Source organism: Providencia sp. Me31A (assembly GCF_050487165.1).
GTDB lineage: Bacteria > Pseudomonadota > Gammaproteobacteria > Enterobacterales > Enterobacteriaceae > Providencia.
The window spans coordinates 185766-207816 of sequence record NZ_JBKQGZ010000002.1 but is presented as its reverse complement, the minus strand read 5'-3'; the positions used below and the strand labels follow the sequence as shown (position 1 = coordinate 207816).

The 22051-nt window shown below is 42.1% G+C and carries 20 protein-coding genes; 15 read left to right on the top strand and 5 right to left on the bottom strand.

The annotated features are described in order from the left end of the window. Positions 1-47 precede the first annotated feature (47 nt). Complete coding sequence (locus tag ACLPIE_RS02305; protein ID WP_430259287.1) at positions 48-803, top strand: BRO-N domain-containing protein; 756 nt, start codon at positions 48-50, stop codon at positions 801-803. A 162-nt stretch (positions 804-965) separates the two neighbouring features. Here ACLPIE_RS02305 and ACLPIE_RS02300 read toward each other — a convergent pair whose 3' ends face one another. Further along, a complete protein-coding gene (locus ACLPIE_RS02300; protein ID WP_430259285.1) occupies positions 966-1751 on the bottom strand; it encodes a KilA-N domain-containing protein in 786 nt (261 codons plus the stop codon). 374 nt (positions 1752-2125) lie between these two features. Between ACLPIE_RS02300 and ACLPIE_RS02295 the strand changes: the two genes are divergently transcribed. The 4 genes from ACLPIE_RS02295 (at position 2126) to ACLPIE_RS02280 (ending at position 6831) form a co-directional block, all read left to right on the top strand. Then, the gene (locus ACLPIE_RS02295; protein WP_430259284.1) at positions 2126-2395 is read left to right on the top strand and encodes a hypothetical protein; all 270 of its coding nucleotides are present in this window, start codon (positions 2126-2128) and stop codon (positions 2393-2395) included. Positions 2396-2404: 9 nt separating this feature from the next. Next, positions 2405-2926 (top strand): hypothetical protein, encoded by a 522-nt coding sequence (locus tag ACLPIE_RS02290; protein ID WP_430259282.1) that lies wholly within the window; start codon positions 2405-2407, stop codon positions 2924-2926. 105 nt (positions 2927-3031) lie between these two features. Then, positions 3032-6415 (top strand): tape measure protein, encoded by a 3384-nt coding sequence (locus ACLPIE_RS02285; protein WP_430259280.1) that lies wholly within the window; start codon positions 3032-3034, stop codon positions 6413-6415. Beyond that, a complete protein-coding gene (locus tag ACLPIE_RS02280) occupies positions 6415-6831 on the top strand; it encodes a hypothetical protein (protein ID WP_430259279.1) in 417 nt (138 codons plus the stop codon). The genes ACLPIE_RS02285 and ACLPIE_RS02280 overlap by 1 nt, the downstream gene beginning before the upstream one ends. A 257-nt stretch (positions 6832-7088) precedes the next feature. On the opposite strand, the gene ACLPIE_RS02275 is transcribed toward ACLPIE_RS02280, so the two are convergent. Then, positions 7089-7619 (bottom strand): hypothetical protein, encoded by a 531-nt coding sequence (locus tag ACLPIE_RS02275; RefSeq protein ID WP_430259277.1) that lies wholly within the window; start codon positions 7617-7619, stop codon positions 7089-7091. An 87-nt stretch (positions 7620-7706) separates the two neighbouring features. On the opposite strand from ACLPIE_RS02275, the gene ACLPIE_RS02270 reads away from it, so the two are divergent. The 9 genes from ACLPIE_RS02270 (at position 7707) to rpoS (ending at position 18118) form a co-directional block, all read left to right on the top strand. After that, a complete protein-coding gene (locus ACLPIE_RS02270; RefSeq protein ID WP_430259275.1) occupies positions 7707-8189 on the top strand; it encodes a hypothetical protein in 483 nt (160 codons plus the stop codon). After that, on the top strand, positions 8186-8653 hold the full coding sequence (locus tag ACLPIE_RS02265; protein ID WP_430259273.1) for a DUF1833 family protein: 468 nt from the start codon (positions 8186-8188) through the stop codon (positions 8651-8653). Before ACLPIE_RS02270 ends, ACLPIE_RS02265 begins: the two co-directional genes overlap by 4 nt. Beyond that, positions 8653-9045 (top strand): NlpC/P60 family protein, encoded by a 393-nt coding sequence (locus ACLPIE_RS02260; protein WP_430259271.1) that lies wholly within the window; start codon positions 8653-8655, stop codon positions 9043-9045. Before ACLPIE_RS02265 ends, ACLPIE_RS02260 begins: the two co-directional genes overlap by 1 nt. After that, complete coding sequence (locus ACLPIE_RS02255; RefSeq protein WP_430259269.1) at positions 9032-11506, top strand: host specificity factor TipJ family phage tail protein; 2475 nt, start codon at positions 9032-9034, stop codon at positions 11504-11506. The genes ACLPIE_RS02260 and ACLPIE_RS02255 overlap by 14 nt, the downstream gene beginning before the upstream one ends. Positions 11507-11888: 382 nt before the next feature. Continuing rightward, complete coding sequence (locus ACLPIE_RS02250) at positions 11889-13997, top strand: glycoside hydrolase family protein (RefSeq protein WP_430259267.1); 2109 nt, start codon at positions 11889-11891, stop codon at positions 13995-13997. 332 nt (positions 13998-14329) lie between these two features. Then, on the top strand, positions 14330-15091 hold the full coding sequence (gene surE / locus ACLPIE_RS02245) for a 5'/3'-nucleotidase SurE (RefSeq protein ID WP_430259265.1): 762 nt from the start codon (positions 14330-14332) through the stop codon (positions 15089-15091). Further along, positions 15088-15714: a protein-L-isoaspartate(D-aspartate) O-methyltransferase gene (locus tag ACLPIE_RS02240; RefSeq protein WP_430259263.1), complete on the top strand. Its 627-nt coding sequence runs from the start codon at positions 15088-15090 to the stop codon at positions 15712-15714. The genes surE and ACLPIE_RS02240 overlap by 4 nt, the downstream gene beginning before the upstream one ends. Positions 15715-16027: 313 nt before the next feature. Then, on the top strand, positions 16028-17077 hold the full coding sequence (gene nlpD, locus ACLPIE_RS02235; RefSeq protein ID WP_430259261.1) for a murein hydrolase activator NlpD: 1050 nt from the start codon (positions 16028-16030) through the stop codon (positions 17075-17077). Between the two features lie 54 nt (positions 17078-17131). Next, positions 17132-18118 (top strand): RNA polymerase sigma factor RpoS, encoded by a 987-nt coding sequence (gene rpoS / locus ACLPIE_RS02230; RefSeq protein ID WP_430259259.1) that lies wholly within the window; start codon positions 17132-17134, stop codon positions 18116-18118. 73 nt (positions 18119-18191) lie between these two features. Here the strand turns inward: rpoS and miaE are convergent, their stop codons facing one another. From miaE to ACLPIE_RS02215, 3 genes are all read right to left on the bottom strand, one after another. Then, a complete protein-coding gene (gene miaE / locus ACLPIE_RS02225) occupies positions 18192-18956 on the bottom strand; it encodes a tRNA isopentenyl-2-thiomethyl-A-37 hydroxylase MiaE (RefSeq protein WP_430259257.1) in 765 nt (254 codons plus the stop codon). Between the two features lies 1 nt (position 18957). Continuing rightward, a complete protein-coding gene (gene mutS, locus ACLPIE_RS02220) occupies positions 18958-21525 on the bottom strand; it encodes a DNA mismatch repair protein MutS (RefSeq protein ID WP_430259255.1) in 2568 nt (855 codons plus the stop codon). A gap of 168 nt (positions 21526-21693) precedes the next feature. Then, complete coding sequence (locus ACLPIE_RS02215; RefSeq protein ID WP_430259429.1) at positions 21694-21870, bottom strand: hypothetical protein; 177 nt, start codon at positions 21868-21870, stop codon at positions 21694-21696. On the opposite strand from ACLPIE_RS02215, the gene ACLPIE_RS02210 reads away from it, so the two are divergent. Then, the gene (locus ACLPIE_RS02210) at positions 21794-21979 is read left to right on the top strand and encodes a hypothetical protein (protein ID WP_430259253.1); all 186 of its coding nucleotides are present in this window, start codon (positions 21794-21796) and stop codon (positions 21977-21979) included. The two genes, ACLPIE_RS02215 and ACLPIE_RS02210, sit on opposite strands and share 77 nt — an antisense overlap. The last annotated feature ends 72 nt before the right edge of the window (positions 21980-22051 follow it).

Here is a 22051-nt window from a genome sequence, read left to right as displayed (position 1 = left end):
GTTACAGCTACCGGCTCATCTTAAACTAAAATATAGGACGTATATTTATGAGTAATAGTATTCGAGTTTTTAACTATAAGTCAAGTAATGAGCAGCTAGTGACAGTTTCAGGACTGAAATACAAAGGTAAGCCTGTGTTTCTGGCTATTGAGTTGGCAGTATCGTTAGGATACTCAAACCCGTCAGACGCACTAAAGAAACATTGTAAATCACTGATTAACCTTAATTATCGCGAATCGCGAGAATTAGGATTTGATAATCCGCGTGGTGTAATCCTAGCAGGTCAAGCTGATATGTTCCGTTTGATTATGCGTAGCAAGCTACCGTCAGCGGAAAATGTTCAAGATTGGGTATGTGAACAGGTTTTACCTGAAATTATGGAAACTGGTAGCTATTCAGTTAAGAAAAGTCAATCTGGGCTACCTGAATATCGCCAAGCCAGAACACTGAAAATGTCGGTTGATGCAATCACCAACTTGTTTGACTTGATGCCGAACTTAAGCAATGAAGCCAAACAGTGTGCAGCAGCGAATATTGTTAACCCGATTGTAGGTTTTGAAGCTGTTCCGCTGCCAGTTCTTGAGCAAAAGTATTACAGCGCTGGTGAAGTAGGGGAAATGCTAGAAGTATCAGCAAATAAAATTGGACGAATCGCCAACAAGAACGGGTTGAAAACCGATGAGTTCGGAAAGTTCTTCTTAGATAAGTCGGCTCACTCATCAAAGCAGGTTGAAGCATTCCGCTATAACGAGAATGGTATTAGCGCATTACGCCATATCATTCACGGAAAAGAAGTAGCCTAACCTACACATAGCCCAAGGATGGGCTTGTAATCCAGATCACACATTACGCCTCTTAACTGAGGACTTTTGCTTTGTTTTGCACACGCCTCGGGCTATCATAAGGTAAATTAATAAAAACTGAGGTGAGGGGGGGGATGAGAAAGGGCGTCCTTGCCCTGCCATCTATTTGATTAATGCAGGATGTTTTCCGTTAAGGCTTTCTTGTAGCATCCGAAGGAACGAATATCCATCCTTGAATCGGTCGTATAATCTTGGTGCTACTGGTGAGTCGATACTACGCAGGGCTGGATATAACTCGACTTTCCATGCTGTGTAAATTGCTTCGAAATGTTTCGCTAGCGCATTTATATTATGGATATCTCTATCCTTGTTAACGTAGAGGTGAGTAGTCTCCCTTGGGTCTTCTTTGGGAATGTAATCACCTTCCAAAACAATTTTATGGATATATTCTACGGCTTCGGGTATTTGGTTTATTGTTAATTCTTCAATGCTTGAAATGTTAAAGCGCTGATGAACGAAAGCATACGCCTCTGGATACATGATGCCTTTTTTGCTTACGAGTAAATTAACCGCATCTTTTAACGGGTTTCTTTCTTGAACTGTTGAGCGACGAATAGCTTGTTCAACTCGACCACTAACTAAATCGTCGTATGCTCTGATAACCTTTAAAGCAAAAGCAGCGCTGATCCACATCGCATAAGAATAAACTAATTCTTTGCAGACGTAGGTTCCACCATAGCGACCTTTTTTTATGTGGACAGGTTCAAAGGTAGGATTTTCTACCTTTATGATTTCTTCAATCAAATCATTTGTTTGTTGATTGCTAAGCCAGTGAACAGGTTTGTGTTTTTGTTGTGACCCAGAAGCAATGTGCAGATCATTAAGTGAATAGCGACCTACAGAATCTTTGCGAATTGAAGTGTTAGAAATGATGAGTTGATTAGTCATAATTGACTCCTTGTATTTCTTTGAGAATGTTAACCATAAAATATGGTGTCGGGAGGCTCAAAACGGCTACAAGAGACCGCGGACTTATTTCCCTTTCGGGTGTTGTATTCGTCGCCCTCCCGACATTGTTCGGGGTATGACCGCGCTATGCGTTCACTAAATGATAGGCATAAAAAATCCAACACTGACGGGGTTGGTTTTGACCGCTTGTAAGAGGTTTTGAGTCCTCGTTTGCTAAATGTATAAGCCAATGTGAATTATGTCAATCATACTTTTGTCTGGTTGCGGCGATATTCATATAAAAGATGTGTTTTGCTTTGATTTGCAGTCTCGATAAGAGAAACTATGCTTATTGAATTTAGCAAGGAAAAAGCATGGAAAATCAAAACAAAGAAGTATTTGAGCAATTATCTGAATTAGATTTCATTTTAGAGCTTGAGCGAAAGTATTCTGGTATTTACCCGTTTAATGAAACTACTATCACCATCGAGCATTTAGATGAGTTCGGGCAATGTATGGTTCATTTAGGCTTCGAAGATCAGTTTGCTATAAGAGACTCTTTTGGCAACTGGCGACAAGCTACAGCAGAAGAATGTTTACAATTAAGCAAAGGTAAGCTTAAAGGCTCAGCTAAATTGATGTAAGGGATGGTGATGAAAAAGGTACTGATAATTGGTGCGGTGGTTGCTTTGCTGGCTGGGTGTGGTGGTGAAAAATCAGCTTCAGATAAAGTCATGGAATTTGTAACCACAGAAAATACAGAATTACTGTCAAAGTCAAAGATAGCAGCATGCACCCCTGAAGGGATTAAAAAAATAACATTTATAGATAAAAATGTACTGCCAACAACAAATGACTATTACAAATTAAGTGACTACCTGTATGGAAAGGCAAAATACAGTATTGTTTCAGAAAAAAAAGATGGTGATTCATATATTGTAAGCGTTAAATGGACATATCCTAAAGCAATAGATGATGCTAAATCATTCGTTGAGGCTGATAGCCCGTATGCAAGTGAAAGGGATAAAAAAGACTTAGATAATCTCAAGGCGTTGTATGAAAGTGGCGGGCTGGATAACCTTGAGTATGTAAGCGATATATCTGAATGGACGGTATTAAGTGATGGGATAGACCCTAATTTGACGGATGGAAATATAGAAGTTTGCTCTAAGTAAATAAAGAAAATATACGAGTTCAGCCCTGCCACTTGGCGGGGTTTTTTATTTTAGCTAAAGGCTCACACATTTGTGTGGGCTTTCTTTTTTTAAAGAGGTCTCAATATGTCAGAAAGTCAAAGCGTTGGCGGGATTCATTATGATGTTGCTATGGATGTTAAGCCGTTACTATCAGGTGAGAAACAGGTTTATACCAGCCTAGATCGCATGGAAGGGAGTTTTAATAAAGCCTCTAAATCCATAGAGTCAGCAGAAAAATCAATGTTTTCATTTTCAAAGGCAGCAGTGGCGGTAACGTCAGCATTGTCAGTTGGTGCTATTGTTCATGCGGTTGATGAGTGGGGGCAAATGGCTGCGCGTATCAAAATGGCGCTAAAGTCAGCAGAGGGTGATATTGAAAAGTATGGCGCAATACAAGAGCGATTCCTTGAGATAAGTAACAGAAATGGTAAAGCAATAGAGACGGTGCAATCTCTTTATGCTGGCTCCGCATCATCAATGAAAGAACTAGGATATAACACTGATCAAACAGTTGATTACATTGAATCATTGTCATCGGCCTTTACTTCTAACGCAACTGGCGCACAACAAACAGAATCAGCCATGAATGCATTAAATCGTGCAATGGTAGTAGGGACATTGCGTGGCAATGATTGGCACTCTGTTTTGAATGCTACACCTTCTGTTGTTGGAGATATTGCAAAAGAGCTATCCAGACTTCGAGGCGGCGTCACTGTAACTGAAAATGAAGTTAAAAAAATGGCGATGGAAACTGGTATCTCCATGCAGCTTTTTTCCGATGCAATGATCCATGCGCGAGAAGAAAATAACGCTCTTGCCGACTCGATGGACAACACTGTTGCTGATGGATTTACAAAGCTAACCAACTCAGCAAAAGCATACTTTGGTGAGCTTAATCAGAGTTTGGGCATTACAAGGTCTGTGTCGGCTGGCTTCGCCGTACTTTCTAATAACTTCGATAGTGTCGCTGTTGCTGCGATGGCTTTAGCAGCGGTGATGACGGGAAGATTAGCTGGAGCAATGGCTGTTAGCATTCAAAGCAAGTTGGGGTCAGTGGTTAGCGCTAGAAAATTAGTTATTGCAGATGCTCAGGCAGCAAAAGCAGAAGAGCAATTGGCGCTAGCAAGTTTAAGGTCATCAAACGCAGCGAAACAGAGAGCGCTAGATGAAGTAAAGCTAGCTCAAATGATGAAAGCGTCTGCCATTGGAGCAGATCAGGTTACAGCAGCAGAAGCTAGACTGTCAGCAGCAAGGCAGAATGCTTCAGTGGCAGTATCGAATTACAATCAAGCTCTAACAACTCACACAGCGGCGCAGTCTGCATCAGCAGCAGCGGCTGCAAGAGCTAGCATTACAATAGGCGGGGCATTACGTGGAGCACTAGGATTAGTCGGTGGTCCAGTTGGTTTTGCTGTTCTGGCGGCTTCAGGGTTATTTTACTTTAGCCAAAAGGCTGAGGAAGCGAGAAACAATGCTAATGGCTTAGCTGATGGCGTGAACAATTTGATTTCTAGATTTAAGGAAATGACTAAAGTCCAGATTGGAGAGGAAATCGCTAAAGCTAACAAGCAAATCCCAGAGCTTCAAGATGGAGTCAAAGAAGCACAGAAAAAATTCGATGACTTAACATCAAAAATATCTGCCTACAACAAAGAGATTTATAATTTTGGTGAAAAAACTCGTAGAGGGCGCGAAGCTTCAGAAGCCCTGAAGAAAACTTTAAATGATCAAGCTATTGCAGCGGGTGAACTTGAAAAAGCGAAACAAAGACTTTCGCAGACTGAAAGCTTTGTCACTATTGGGACTGCTAAATTTAACGGTGAATTATTAACAGGGATAGAGCTTTTAACAAAGGAAGCCAAAAGTGTACTGCCAAATGGTAGCGCAGCACTGAGGCAATATGGTGTAGATCTTGATAATGCAACCAAGAGTAAGCAAAAATTTAACGCGCAAAGTCTAATGCTTGATTTCGGCGGAGAGAAAGGGGAGGCTCTGAAAAAGAAAATAGAAAGAGACTTGGCTTTATCTAAAGTTGAAGGTGAAGCAAAGGTCAGGCTCCAAGTTAAATTTGCCGCTGATGATGCTGGAGTCTTAGATCCTAAAGCTATAGAGAATTTGCAAGATAAAGCGGTTGAAGAATATAAAAATAACGAAGGAAAGAAGGAATCAATAAAAACTAGCAAAGATGCAGCCTCCGCAGCAGCAAAAGAAGCTACTGAAGCCGAGAAATTGCAGAAAAAGATTACTGATTTAGCAAATGCAACAAAAGTTGCCGAGCTGGAAACTAAAGGATTATCTCGTGAAGCAGCAATCTTGGAAGCTGTTCAATCTTTAGGGTCTAAGGCGTCTGAAAAGCAAATTAAGGAAATAACTGAGCTTGCCTCTAAAGAGTTTGACCTTAAGCAAGCAATTAAGGACAGAGAAGACTCATACAAACAAAATATCGGACTACAGGCAACAAGAGACCAGAAGTTAGCATTAGAACAACTAGACAGGCAACTTAAAGCCAACTTAGTCACAGAGGAGCAATATCAAAAACGTCGAGCTGAAATAAATGCTGAGTACTCTAGGAAGATTGCAGAGGAAAACGCCAAATCAGTCATAACACCTACGCAAGAAATGGCTGGTCAGCTAGACCCAGTGCAACGACTAGCTAATGAGAACGCTCAAAAACTCGCTTTAATCCAAGAGTATGTTAATCAAAAAGTTCTTACTGAAGAACAAGGCTTAGCATTAATGAATGCTGCTAATAGAGAATATGAGCAGTCTAGATTTGATGCAATGTGGGGGCTTTGGAAAGGGCAGAATGATTTAAACAACCTTATGGGAACTGCAATAGATTCTTTGAGCAGCGGAACAGCAACGGCAGTTTCTGCTATGTTGTCTGGAACTCAATCGGCTGGTGATGCTATGCGTAATTTGGCTAACACAGCTTTGAACGCGATGATACAGCAATTAATGCAGATGGCTGTTCAGGCATTAATTACCAGAACAATACTAGGTACTTTTATGGGCGGACTGGGTGCTATTCCTAATATAGCCAGTGTAGCAAGCAGCGTTACATCATTGTCTAATATTGGAGGCATGGGGATGCCTACTGATTTTAGAAGCTATGGTGGTGGTCGTTACAATGGCGGCTCAGTAAATCCAAATAATTACTATCGCTTTGGGGAGCGTGGGAAGCCGGAAATTTTACAGACGAGTTCTGGGAAAAATTATCTCTTGCCGGGTGAAGGTGGGAAAGTAATTCCTAACAAAGGGCTACAAGGAGGCGGTTCTAGCATGCCACCTATCATTAACGTATATCAACAAGCTTCTGGTGCTGCTGTGGATGTATCTGCGGAGAAAGGGTTAAATCAGCAAGATGTGATCAATATCGTGGTGTATAACATAGCTCAAGGTGGTAGTGTTAGAGATGCAATAACAACCTATACATCAGCTAACAGTAAAGCACACGGAGGATATTAATGTCTGATAGTAAAATCCCTAGCTCTGACGAAATACTCAAAAGCTATGCTGCAATGATAAATGAGCCAGACCCACGCCTATATGATGCGCTAGCAACAGTACACGGAAATCACTCAACTCCAATAACGGTATCGGTTGGTGGCGTCATCTATTCAGGGATGATGGTTAGTGAAAGGGTTTGGCTAGAAGAAAATCTAAAGTTGATACAAAAAGGAGATTTTGAACACAAGCAAAGTCATGTTGATTATTACAATGATTTAATATCAGAGTATGATGCGAACCCACATCGACCAGCTATTGCATTGCACATGAAGGATGTGAAAATCATCAGTCACCCTACCGCGGATATGCCGATATTTCTATGGCGAATTCGCATTGATAGAGTTGACGCCTTCCACTTCGGAAGAATGCCATAATCACTAACCCTCTTCGGAGGGTTTTTTAATAAGAAAAATATCAAGTAAGAGGTATCACATGAGCAACAATGACAAAGAAATATTTAAAGAAACAAAGAGTTATTTTCTTCCTACATCTAAAGGAATGAAAGTATTCGCGTTAGTAAACATTCATAGCGGGTTATTTATTTCGACTGATTCACAAAAAGAGTTTCTGATTTATTTCGGTAAAAAAATGGGGTACGGGCGCTTTTCATTAGTGCGCCCTGAAACAGATTTTACGCCGAATGGAGGGCTGTTTGAATTAGCTGAAATACATCAGGAACCCGAGAAATTCCCGCATCTAGAAGTTTTAGAACTAGGTGTCTTATGGACTCTGCCGGAAGCTTTGAGAGCTCACGAATCAATTTCTGCTTATGCTCGGGGGGTTGGCTTGAATTCATGATTATGCTCTTTAATGCCTCAATAGAGTCATCATGAAATTTTATTGTAGTGACATTCAATATCGCGCTTAGACCGCCATCACACCGCAAGTAATCAATCCCGTCACGAGTAATAACTGTCATCCACGGCCTGACAACCACTGAATGATCTGAGTTTGCTCGTTTAAAACTGTCTCTTGAAATTAAACCACTTTCAACGAGATACACGAAGCTTGATAGAAAATCACGATAACTATCAAAGATATTAATTGCTTCTTGGTATTCGTCATCATCCATACCATCAGGATGTAACTTATATAAAAAGTGCAATAGTTTGTTTTGGTTTTCTCTTTCGGTTGGGTCAAATTCGATTTGAAAGTCACTCATAAAATACCCTTATTTGATTAATGTATAATCAGAATATCTTATGCATATGGATATTCTATCCTGATAAAAGATCAGTGATGAGAGTCTATGGAAATAATCGACTACCCTGAATGGTTCCCGTTACCACAAAAAGCGGATAAGAACAGAACTACCGAAACAGGGTTCAGAACTGACCAGCCGCAGTATGGACCGCCGATATATCAAAAGCTCACTGATGATATAAAAACCACGTGGAATGTGAAGTGGATTTTTACACTGGACGAGGAGCGCGCTTTCCAACAATGGTTAAGAAGTCCCAACTATCTGGATAACTGTAATAAATGGTTCAGGATGCTGGTAAACCTTGGCGGGTCAGGACTTCAGCCTCAAGTACTACATTTCATTAGTTATCCAGTGCAAACGTCGATTAATGGCAGCGTGGTTACTTGGACTGGATCGGTAATCTGCCGCAAGCTATTTAATGAAGATGACGAGTTTGGCGATTTAATCGTTGAGATACCGCCGAGAGATTGGGGCTTGCTCGATATTGTCGTCACCGAGCGCCTGCCACGATGCAAGGGGGGAGAATGAAGTTAAGAGAATACAGAGCGCAACGACCAATGCGCACATTCTACGAAACTATTCAGTTCTATCACCCATCATTCGGAAACATTCATTTAGTCAGCTTGCAGATAGAACCTAAAGTCTTGGGTGGTATTGAATATCAGCCGTGTAACTTTGAACTCGCTGAAAGCCAGCAAAGTAAAACGCCGATTATCGATGCTTCGGTTAAGTTCAGCCGAGTAGCGCAGGACTTTAAGCAGCAACTCAAGCTATGGCGGTCAAATACTCGAATGAAGCCAATAGTAGCAACGTTCAGGTTATTTGATTCAGCTGATAAAGATAATCCGATAAGCGAGTGGTCGCTGTACGTGAAGGACTGTTCACTCGATGCGGAATCGGTCACTGTCACACTGTCAATGAATAACCCGCTAAATAAGAACGTTGGGCGTATTTACACAATGGAAGAATTCACAGGGCTGGAGACGGTTTAATGACGAAATTAGAGTTTATTAATCGGATGATTGGCAAGCCGTGGAAGAATCGGGCGTGTACTTTGAATGAGTGCGATTGCTGGGGCCTTGTCGTGTTGTATTTTAAGTACGTACTAGGTACGGAAATTCATCATGATGCTGGCTACGAATCGGACCATGATTTTGTAACCTGCTATGAGAATGAAGTCGAATTCTGGCAACGCACCGAGCATCCAGTAGATGATGGGATATTCATTGGTTATCGCGGCTCTCAGCCTGCTCACATCGGATTAATTATCGATGGCAATGCATTTCATAGCCGAGGCGAGAATGGGGCTGTGAGAATGGATAGGCTCATTGTGCTTGAGAAGAAATTCACGAAATTGGAGTTTATGAAATATGCCGATAGTTGAAATTCAGCGAGTAGCGGGAACACCTAAAGAAAGAGTCGATTTAACAGTCGGCTCTTTTTTTTATAGCGACTTTCTAGTGCATCAGCAGCTAAATAGTGATGTTCTGATTATCGTTAACGGTCGTGAGCTGCAAGAAGATGATGAGTTGGATTTCGAGATAACACCGACTCACTTTATTCAAGTGTTCGACCAACCAAAGGGCGTTATTGGCGATATCCTGAATCCGGTATTTAACCTAGTCACGAAAGTATTCTCGTTTCTTGCACCAAAAACACCGTCATTCTCTGCGGCTGAGTCGAATGTTAAAGATAGCCCGAACAATAGACTTACAGGACAAACAAACGTTGCTCGAGCGTATCAGGCAAGACCAGAAATACACGGGCAAGTAAGGGCGTTTCCTGACCTCATTCAGCAGTCTATGTTTGAGTATAACAACAACCTCAAGACTGTAACCGAGTGGCTAAACATCGGCATTGGCGAATATAAAACAGAAAGTATCCGATTTGCCGAATCTGATTTCACTGCGATGGCAGGGGCAAGTTACAGGATATACAGGCCAAAAGAAGTTATCCCGCTGATTAACGAGGGTTTTGAGTTCCCTGATATCGACGGACAAGAATTGCCGGGGCCTAACGAAAGTAAAGATATCCCACAGCAAACCGCAACGGCAAAAGAGGTCGTTTCAGGCGAGATAAAAGGTGGCGAAGCTGCGATAAAAATCGTAAAGCAAGATGAGTTTGAATACTTCTATGAGCTCACAAAGCCGCGTTCTATCTCAATGACTGTGAATGTGAGTTACGACACTCCGCAGGGTGTAGTCACTAAAGATGTGAAAATAGATGCACAACTCGTTGACGCAAAAGAAAGTGATGATGGAGCCCTAATTGGCAAAATATATTATTACGAATTCTTTTTCACAAACTTAACTGGCACTGACTTAGCGCAACTTCCACCGAATGCAGTAGTGAACACAACGAAATTCATTCTGTATGACAATCAGTTTTTAACAGTGGGCCCGTTCTTCTCCCCTGTTGATGGCGACCAGATGTGGATTCACCTTCAAGCGCAGCTTGGTGGCGGGAAAAACTGCAATGCAGATATAGATATCTGGAAAGTTGATATTAACAACGAAGAAATTGCAGGAACTAGGCAGCGTATAAACTCAGCGTTGAGCGCTAACAATGGCTCGCGAGTTTATTATAAAACGGACAAAGTAACGCTTAACTCAGGCCGTGGACGTTACGCAGTGCAACTCACTCGACGCAATAACAGTAGTGACCAAAGCATCATGAAAGTCGAAAATGCTCACATTGTGCGAGTTCGTGAGAATGTTGTTTTTGAGAATGACACGATTGTTAATGTGTCAGTGAGAGCAACTGAAGCGCCAACGGGAGCAAGAGAGCGCAAATACAATCTGCTGGCTACTCGCATGGTTATTTCGTATGACCGAGTATCAAAGCAAGTTGATTATACGTTCAGGCCATCACGGAGTTTTGCTGATGCAGTGCTGCACACTTGGCTAATTACTGCGGGCGAAAGCGAGAAGAATATCGACATTGACGGGCTATATCGGATTAACGATAACTTGCCAGATGAACGATTGGGGTATTTTGATTACACCTTTGACGATGAAGATATTTCTCTAGGCCAACGCATCGAAACTATCTGTAATACCGCACGGGTAACCGCTTATTTCGACAATGCAGTGCTCACATTCTCCCGCGAGCAATCCAGCGAATTTCCAATGACTACATTCAACCGCTCGAATATCACAGGTAACGACATGAAGATATCGTATGACATGTCTATGCCGAGTGGGTATGACGGGATTGAGCTGGAATATGTCGAGCCGGTTCGCAATAAGAAAGACTATATCCGATTTCGAGTTGATGAGAACGGAATCACTGAAGGGTTATCATGCACGCCTAATAAGATAGTTTTGCAAGGCTGCCGTAATCGTTACCAAGCAATGGATAGAGCATTGTTAGAAGCTAACCGACTTATTCATCAACGAACAAGTATCAGCCTGACAACCCTAGCCGACGGTGGGAATGTGTACCCATCAGACATGGTGCTGATAGCCGATACTTACGACTCAAATCAGCAAGCAGGTTACATCACTGAACGAAAAGGAGAGGCATTCAAAACCAGTGAGAAAATCAAATTTGATGATGAAATGTGGGTGTATCTCACTGATAGCATGGGTTACACAACGCAGAAGTTTAAAGCGGAGCCTAGCGAAGATACTGAGTTCGGCTTTATTGCAGGTGTGCCAGAAGATATCGAACTCAATTTCTACGATGGGTATAACAAACAAGTTGCATCACGTTACATCATTGCCACTTCAGATGAGTTAGAAATGACTAAGTGGGTCATCACGGACAAACGCCCATTAGGTGGTGAACGCTACACAATAACCGCAACCGAATATTTCGACGCAAAAGCCGACTATAACGCATAACAGCAATCATTAACCAACAAGCCAGCCATAAGAGCTGGCTTTTTTATTAGGAAAAATTATGTCTACAATTCCAACACAAAACCCAGTTCCAAGTGAAGCACCGCGCGACCTGAAATATAACTCAGGTAAAATTGACGAATTTGTTAACTCTGAATTTCTTACATATGTTGATCGGCAGGACAATGAGAGGTTAACAATAAAAGGACTTGAAGAAGCCGCCGTATCAGCAGGCCCTACTGTGGAAGCAGCGGTAATAGCAAAGGATGCAGCTAATGAGGCAAAGAAAACTTCCGATGCGATTAAAGCCGATACGGAAAGTTATATTCGACGCGCTGAAACTGCCGCCGAAAAGTCTGAGATTACTGCTAGCTCTGTAGAAAATATGTCTCAAACCATTATTTCCTTAAACTCAGGGCAGGAGTTCTTTTTAACTGAAGCTGAGCTTCTGGCTACTATACCGTCTCAAACTGGTCATGTAGCGAAGGCGCTCGATACAAAAAAAGTGTGGATATTTAAAAGCATCGTTACTCAGCAAAACATTACCGTATCTCCGGTATCAGGTGCATCAGCTAATACTTACCCCGAAAACCCATCTGCCATCTCACCAGGTGAGGATCGAGCTTATTTTAGAATTAATGTGCAGAATATAGAGTCAATGACAGTCAGTGGAGCAAGAACGGATGTTAATTGGACTTGGGTATTTCGTGATGCAGATCTTGCGCCTGTGCTGTTCTCTACGTTTAAGGGGAATGGAACTGTTTTAGTGCCACCTGGTTCGGTGTGGGCCTATCGTACATATAAAACATCGGCGGGTGAGGAATACAGTAAAATGTCTATTGTAGCAGCCGTACGCACTGGTGAAAGTGCGTGGGAGGACTCAGGACTCAGTGAACTTGACCTATCAAAATCGTACACAGATAAAAGAATACATGAAGAACTTTACGTTAATCGCAGTGTAAACATTACCGTATCTCCGGTATCAGGTGCATCAGCTAATACTTACCCCGAAAACCCATCTGCCATCGCACCAGGTAAGGATCGAGCTTATTTTAGAATTAATGTGCAGAATATAGAGTCAATGACAGTCAGTGGAGCAAGAACGGATGTTAATTGGACTTGGGTATTTCGTGATGCAGATCTTGCGCCTGTGCTGTTCTCTACGTTTAAGGGGAATGGAACTGTTTTAGTGCCACCTGGTTCGGTGTGGGCCTATCGTACATATAAAACATCGGCGGGTGAGGAATACAGTAAAATGTCTATTGTAGCAGAGAGACTAGATAAGCGACTAGATGATATTATTAATGATATTAGTGACCTATCGTCGATGATCAGTAAGTTAGAGTTTGACATGTCTCCTGATGGAAGTCGTATATCACCGAACGATTTTGAGGGAGACACACAAGATGAACGAATAAGAAATGCTCTTGCATACATCAAAAGACGGGGCTGGGGCGTTCTTGATCTAGGTATTGATACGGTATCACCTGTACAAACATCAACATGGACAATATCAAGCGCATTATTAATACCGAGTAATTGCTGGCTCTATCTAAATCACAGCAAGCTAAAACTGGCGAATGGGGTGTTCGACAATATCATACGTAATGACGGCATTGTTCCATCTAGCGATCCATTTCTTGTCGCTACCGCATTAAACGAAAACGTGAATATTCGAATATTTGGCACTGGTACTGATTCGGCGTTTATAGAAGGGCCTGATGTGCCATATACAGCCCCTCACCCTATTAATGGTGGTACTGCAATTCCATGGGTAGGGGATTTTTATGGCTGGAGAACCATTCCAATTCTTTTGGCTAATGTTAAAAACTATAAAGTCCATGATTTTCATATCAGTAAAACAACATGCTGGGCTATTTCTCAGGAGCACGGGTGCGATAACTTTGAAGTATTCAACATCGATTTCAACACCACAGTAAAAAATGGTGACGGGATTGATGTCCGCATGGGGTGCAAAAATGGCCGGATTTACGGCATCTCAGGTATAACGCTTGACGATACGATTGCGCTTAGCGCGTTACGTAAAGATGGCCGAGTGTATCCTGATGGCAATTACATCTACCCGATGCAGGTTGGAGGATATGCAGATAGGGGTTTTGGCACAGATATCGAAGATGTCAGGATCTGGAATGTGAAGGGGTGCGGGGACCATAACGGTGTAAGGTTACTTAACAGTGGTGGATCTAAGCTGAAAAATATCGCTGTTGATGACGTGGCTGACTCTGGCGGCTCATATGGTGGTTCAGTTGTTCGCGTCAGCTCTGGATATGGTGTTGCCTCTGTCATGGGGGATACAGTCGGAATTTCGATCAACAAAGTTACGTCAACCTACTCCAATACACCTATTACACTTGATGGGCCAATACAGGATAGCCAGGTTAACGCCATTTATCAGGCTAACGCATCCGGTGTCTTAATAAAAAATACAGCAACACTGCAAGACACGACTGTAACGAATATTAAAAGAGTTTAAGGGCTGCCCACCACTGCATCATCTCCCGGCAGGTGTTTGTAATTTATTTGTTGGGGTAGAACATACGACGCTACATTTAAGGGGTATATAGTGAATAATTATCATGCAGGTTCATTTATAGTCTAAAGAGCTGTGCCGAAATTGTGACACAAAAATGAGAGGGGTTGATAAAATAGCAAACTAGCCTAATCACATAATAGTGTTATATCATTAACGTGACGCTCATAGATTTTAGAGTCATTTTATTGGTCACTAAAAGTTTTTAGGACAACAGGCAGGACAATATCCTTGCACTTAAAAATAAACTTCAATTACATCAATGGATAATGTCGATGCTAAAGATTTTATTGAGTAATGACGATGGTGTGAATGCGCCGGGTATTCAAACCCTAGCGGCGGCACTGCGCCAATATTATCATGTTCAAGTAATAGCCCCAGACCGTAATCGTAGCGGTGCATCCAATGCATTGACCCTTGATAAGCCATTAAAAATTCAAACTTTAAGTAATGGCGATCTTGCCGTGCAAGAAGGAACGCCGACCGATTGCGTCTATATTGGGGTAAACAAAGTGGTTCGCCCACGCCCTGACATCGTGGTGTCGGGTATCAACCGCGGCCCCAATCTAGGGGATGACGTGATTTATTCAGGTACGGTTGCTGCGGCAACGGAGGGACGTCATTTAGGGCTTCCGTCCATTGCGGTATCATTAGATGGAGAGGTTCACTACGAAAGTGCCGCAAAAGTCACTTGCGACATTTTAGCACTCTTACAAAAGAACCCATTACGAGCAGGAAATATCCTGAATATCAATGTGCCTGATATTCCTTATGATGAAATTAAGGGCATTAAAGTCACGCGTTGTGGAAGCCGCCATGCCGCCTCTGAGGTTTATGATCTTAAAGATCCGAAAGGCAATATGCTGTATTGGCTAGGCCCTGTTGGGGAAATTCGTGATGCAGGCCCAGGAACAGATTTTGAAGCGGTACAAAACGGCTATGTCTCAATAACGCCATTGCAAGTGGACTTAACTGCCTATAAAGCGCACTCTTTAGTAGAAGAGTGGCTGGAAAAATCAGGAGTGTCAGTAAAATGAATACAGGGCTCATGAAAGAACTTTTGGCTCAATTACGCCAACAGGGAATTCACGATGAGCGCCTATTAGATGCAGTCTCACGCGTTCCTCGCGAACGGTTTGTGGATGAAGCGCTCTCTCATAAAGCCTACGATAATATCCCGTTACCCATAGGTCATGGGCAAACAATCTCACAACCCTATATTGTCGCGAAAATGACGGCTTTACTGGCTTTAACATCGAATGATCAAGTGCTTGAAATCGGGACGGGGTCAGGGTATCAAACTGCGGTATTAGCCCATTTAGCACATCATGTATTTTCTGTAGAACGAGTGAAAAGTTTGCAATGGACTGCCAAGCGCCGCTTAAAACAACTTGATTTACATAATGTTTCAACGCGACATGGTGATGGTTGGGAAGGTTGGCAGTCAAAAGCTCCCTTTGATGCAATTATTGTCACAGCGGCCCCCACGGAAGTGCCAACGATGCTACTAGGGCAGCTAAAAGATGGCGGTCGGATGGTTTTACCTGTCGGTGATAAAGACCAAACTCTTAAATTAATCACTCGCCACGGTAATGATTACCATGCCAATGTGATTGAGAAAGTGCGTTTTGTCCCATTGATAGCAGGTGATTTACTTTAATTTATTTGCAATGGTATTTATTGATTATAAAGCTAAGTAATTTTTTCTGATGATGTTAAATAAAATACCATTGCAAATGTCTGACTAACGCAAATAGCAGTAAAACTATTCTAAATATGATATTTTACCTCCCTAAAATTGGGGTACAGGCTTGAATTATTAAGTCATACTCCCAAATTGTTATATTTTTGATATATTTAACTTGTTCACTATTTTGTATTTCTGCTTTAATAAGTGGAATATTTTATGGTATTTCTATTGCTGACATCATTTTGGATTGTCACGCCAGATTTTTCTTCACGGGAGAAGAAGCATGAAAATTGTTAGCCCTATAAGCAGAATTCGATGGGCAGTCATCTTTTCATTTAGCGGGGCGCTATTAGCGGGGTGTTCTACGCCATATCATCCTGCTGCACCTATTTCGAGTGTGAATGATAGCCAATCTAGCCAGTCAACGGTACAAAGGACAACCCCCGCCTCATCACCAAATACAGGCATGAGCACGGCGATGCCGTCATCTCGCCCTAATTTATCCAGCAATACCAATACACAGCCTATTAATCGTGGCTCAACCTCTGTGATGACCAATGGAGAAGGGCGTATTGTGTATAACCGTGACTATGGCAGCATTCCAAAAGGTAGTTATAACGGTAATAGTTATACTGTCCAGCGTGGGGACACGTTATTTTATATTGCTTATATAACAGGTAATGATTTCCGCGAGTTAGCATCACGTAACAATATTCCAGAACCATACAGCTTAAATGTTGGTCAAGTCATTAATATTGGTAACACAAATGTGAGCTCGAACACTCAATTAGCATCAAATAGTCCTCAGCAACCGGTTGATCTTCGAGCAACTAATGAGTATCCTGAAAATGGTAGTGGTCAAACTTCAGGTAAGATGTTGCCTAATAATAAGAAACCTGCAACGCAAGTTTCGACAACAACTACGACCACGAAAACCGCAGTCAATAGCACAAATAATTCGTCTATCAAATGGCGTTGGCCGGCAGAAGGGAAAATTATTGAAAATTTCTCTGATGCGCAAGGTGGAAATAAAGGGGTAGATATTGCCGGTTCCCGAGGCCAAACTGTGCTTGCAGCTGCGCCAGGAAAAGTCGTTTACGCAGGTAATGCTTTGCGTGGATATGGAAATCTAATAATTATAAAACATAACGATGACTACTTAAGTGCCTATGCACACAACGATACGTTGTTAGTGCGTGACCAACAGGATGTGGCTGAAGGTCAAAAAATAGCTACGATGGGTAGTACTGGAACCAGTTCGGTTAGACTACACTTTGAAATTCGTTACAAGGGAAAATCAGTAAACCCGTTGCGTTATTTACCGCAACGATAAACTGGGCAGAGTGCTTAGACATTCTGTCCGCATTATCTAGGGTAGGAGTCACTGATGAGCCAAAGTTCGGTAAAGGTTAACGAGTTATACAATGACCTCGAAGAAAGTCATTTAGATGATGCATTCGACGAGAGCCAGTTTAAAGAAGAGATCCTAGTTTCAGAACTGGATGATGACATGGATTTACTCCAGAACACGAATCAGCGTGTTCTGGATGCTACTCAAATTTATCTCAGTGAAATTGGATTCTCACCACTACTAACTGCTGAAGAAGAAGTTTTCTATTCAAGGCGTGCATTGCGGGGGGATATTGCATCACGCCAGCGCATGATCGAAAGTAATCTTCGTTTGGTAGTGAAAATTTCTCGCCGTTATAATAACCGAGGGCTTGCTTTGCTCGATTTGATTGAGGAAGGTAACCTTGGGTTGATTCGTGCTGTTGAAAAATTTGATCCTGAAAAAGGTTTTCGTTTTTCGACATATGCAACGTGGTGGATTCGGCAAACGATCGAACGCGCAATAATGAATCAAACTCGTACTATTCGCCTCCCTATTCATATTGTTAAAGAACTTAATATTTACCTCCGCACCGCACGTGAATTAGCCCAGAAGTTGGATCATGAACCCAGCCCTGAAGAGATCGCTGAGCAGTTAGATAAACCTGTAGAAGATGTTAGCCGTATGCTACGTTTAAATGAACGTATTACATCGGTTGACTCACCAGTTGCAGGAGACTCAGAGAAATCTTTGCTTGAGGTACTGTCTGATGATAATGATTCCGGTCCAGAAAATACAATCCAAGATAACAACTTAAAAGAAAATATTATTAAGTGGTTATATGAATTGAACCCAAAACAAAGGGAAGTTTTAGCGCGACGTTTTGGGCTTTTAGGCTATGAAGCAGAAACTCTGGAAGAGGTTGGGCACGAAATTGGGCTCACTCGTGAGAGAGTTCGTCAGATCCAAGTGGAAGGTTTAAAACGGTTAAAAGATATTTTGCATGGTGAAGACCTGACATTAGAAGCTTTATTCAATATGTAGAATATAACGAGATAGAGATAATTAAAGCCCTTATAAGCGAAAGTTTATAAGGGCTTTTGCTATAAAAGTTAGGCTAATGAGTTGGCACACCACTGTGAAATTTAAAATCTTCATCAGGGCTGGAAATTAACTCCGCTTCTATGGTGCCAAAATAATGAACACGCTCACTGATGTCTTGCTTGCTAATTAATTGGGCAAGATGTAGGTAATCTTGATAATGGCGAGCCTCTGATCTCAGTAATGAAATATAAAAGTTTGATAGCTGTTCATCTAAAAAAGGGGCTAATTTTGCAAAGCGTTCACAAGAGCGCGCTTCAATGTAAGCGCCAATGATCAGTTTATCGACCAATGTTTTTGGGTCATGAGGGCTGATGTGACTAAACAACCTCTTAGCGTAGCGGCCCGCAGTGATGCCATCATACGGAATATGACGTTCATGCATAATTTCCAGTACTTGATAAAAATGGTGCAGTTCTTCTTTGATGAGCAATACCATTTTATCAATTAAATCTTGGCTATAGGGCGACTGTTTCCTTGCCAGTATCTGCTTTGAGATTTGGTTTTTATTTCTTAGCGTGTGGACATCACCGATACGGTCATAAGCAAATGATTCATAGGGTTTAAACCATTCTAGCAAGGTTGCCGCGCTCTCTTTATCTACCGCATACTTACGAATTAAAAACATGGCGCTTTGTGCTGCCTTCAACTCACATAATAAGTGGTCTTTTAAGATAATCGGTAGGTTTTCAGGTAAGCACGCCTTTTGCACCCATGCATCAGGCGTTTCACACTGTAAAAATTGTCGAATTGGGGCTAATAGCTCTGCGTACTCATCCATGTTAGTTATCCATATCCTTCAATCGATAAATCCAATCAAGGGCTTGTCGTGGCGTCAGTTTGTCTGGATCAATACCTTCTAAGGCAGTTAAAATCGGTGATGGCTCAGGCTCCGTGGTGGCTAAAAAGCTTAGCTGTGCGCTGTCTACATGGCTGGCATTGGCATTGTTAGAGATGATTTCCAGCTCTTTTAGCTTTTGCTTGGCGCGCTTTATAACATCTTTTGGCACACCAGCAAGTGAGGCAACGGCTAGGCCATAACTTTTACTTGCGGCGCCTTCTTGGACATTATGCATAAAGGCGATGGTATCACCGTGCTCAATAGCATCGAGGTGAATATTGACAGCGCCTTCAAGTTTTTCTGGTAAGGTGGTTAATTCAAAATAGTGAGTTGCAAATAAAGTCATTGCCTTAATTTTATTCACTAAATTTTCTGCACATGCCCAAGCAAGAGATAAACCATCGTAGGTGGATGTTCCTCGGCCGATTTCATCCATTAATACCAGACTATGCTCTGTCGCATTATGCAAGATATTAGCGGTTTCGGTCATTTCCACCATAAAAGTTGAACGACCAGAGGCGAGGTCATCCGAAGCGCCCACTCGGGTAAAAATACGGTCTATTGGGCCAATAACTGCTTTGCTCGCAGGGACAAAGCTACCAATATACGCTAATAGTGTAATCAATGCAGTTTGGCGCATATAGGTGCTTTTACCACCCATATTTGGTCCAGTGATGATTAATAAACGACGCTGTGGCGATAAAGATAATGGATTTGAAATAAAAGGCTCACTGAGCACCTGTTCAACTACGGGATGACGACCTTCGGTAATTTGAATACCTGCTTTTTCTGTTAGTTGAGGACATGCGTAGCCTAATGTTTCTGCTCGTTCAGCAAGGTTGGCTAAAACATCCAATTCAGACAATGCTTCAGCACTGGTTTGCAGCGCAGCAAGGTGAGGCAATAAGATATCAAAGAGTTCATCATAGAGTGCTTTTTCAATAGCTAATGCTTTGCCTTTTGATGTCAGTACTTTATCTTCATATTCTTTTAATTCAGGAATAATGTAACGTTCGGCATTCTTTAAGGTTTGGCGACGAACGTAATGAATTGGAGTTAGGTGGCTTTGACCGCGACTCACTTGAATATAGTAACCATGTACGGCGTTATAGCCGACTTTAAGGGTATCTATTCCCAGTTTTTCTCTTTCGCGAACTTCTAGTCTATCTAGGTAATCTGTTGCACCATCAGCCAGAGCACGCCATTCATCAAGTTCGCTGTTATAGCCTGGGGCGATTACGCCACCATCACGTACTAAGACTGGCGGAGCATCGATAATGGCTCTTTCAAGTAACGCTTGTAGCTCATCAAATTGGCCAATCCGCTGTTGTAAATCTTGCAAGTAGGCGCTATTGGATTGCCCCAATATTTGATGGATGTCTTGATATTGCTGGAATGCATGTCGCATACGCGTTAAGTCGCGAGGGCGGGCTGAGCGCAATGCAAGACGTGCTAAGACGCGTTCTAAATCGCCAATTTGACGTAAAAAAGGTTGTAATTCAAACCCACACTCTTGTAGTGCGCTAATTGCTTGTTGACGGTTATTCAGTACTTGAATGTTACGTAATGGCGTATGCAGCCAGCGTTTCAACATGCGGCTGCCCATTGGCGTGACACACATGTCTAAAATAGCGGCTAATGTGTTTTCAGTACCACCTGCAAGGTTTTGTGTGATCTCTAAATTACGGCGTGTTGCTGCGTCTAAAATAACATTATCATGCTGCTTTTCCATCACAATACTGCGAATATGTGGCAATGAGGTGCGCTGTGTATCTTTCACATATTGCAGTAAACAACCCGCAGCTCGCAGGGCTTTATGGGCATTATCCACCCCAAAGCCAACTAAATCTTTAGTGCCAAATTGTAGACCGAGTTGCTGTTTTGCCGTATCAAGTTCATATTCCCATAAAGGGCGACGGCGTAGGCCTTTATTATGTTCAATGAGTGCCATACTGGCAAAGTCTTCTGGATAAAGAAGCTCAGCAGGTCGTGTGCGTTGTAATTCGGCTTGAAGTGCTTCTTCATCAGCAATTTCGCTGATAATAAAGCGCCCTGAAGTGATATCTAAGGTAGCAAAGCCATAACCTTGTTGGTCTTGCCAAACTGCGGCGAGTAGATTGTCTTGGCGCTCATTTAATAAGGCTTCATCTGTAATGGTGCCCGGAGTCACAATGCGCACAACTTGGCGTTCAACGGGGCCTTTACTGGTGGCGGGATCGCCAATTTGTTCGCAAATTGCGACAGATTCGCCCATTTGCACTAATTTGGCCAAATAGCCCTCAGCCGCATGGTGCGGGACTCCCGCCATTGGGATCGGTTGTCCTGCGGATTGCCCTCGTTTAGTTAGGGAGATATCCAGTAATTGCGATGCTTTTTTGGCATCATCGAAGAAGAGTTCGTAAAAATCCCCCATACGATAAAACAGCAGTATGTCTGAGTGTTGTGCTTTTAGTTTTAGGTACTGCTGCATCATGGGGGTGTGGGATTCGAAATTTTGGCTGTCAGTCATGGAGTTATCTATATTAACTTATTGAATTAACTTGATTCTATGCTTATTCATTGTCTCATAAGGTAACATTATATCTTATAAAATATCACAGAATCCCATATATAAGTGTAGGCTGTTGGCGGTGATATGACCTAATGGCCTAACAAAGCTGACAACCTACACTTTTCACTAAAAATCTTTAATTATCTTATACTCAGCGCTAAACAAGGTAACACTTATTAGCCAAAAGCCGCCAGCAAAACCCTTATCAACGAAAGCCATTGAGGCAATGAAACCTGCCAGTAGAGATAGCTCTGATACAGGTGAAAATACAGGTTTACGTGTATTTTGTGGCGCAACCGGCATTAAGACATTTTTCTACCGTTATAGTAGCCCAGTTACACATAAACTTGTACAGCTAAAGATCGGTAATTTTCCTCAAACTTCACAGAGTGAGGCGAGCGTTAAGCGATAAGATTAGAGCAAAGATTCAAAAAACATGGCATTAGTACTCGTTCTTTATATATAAAAAACGTTATGAACATGA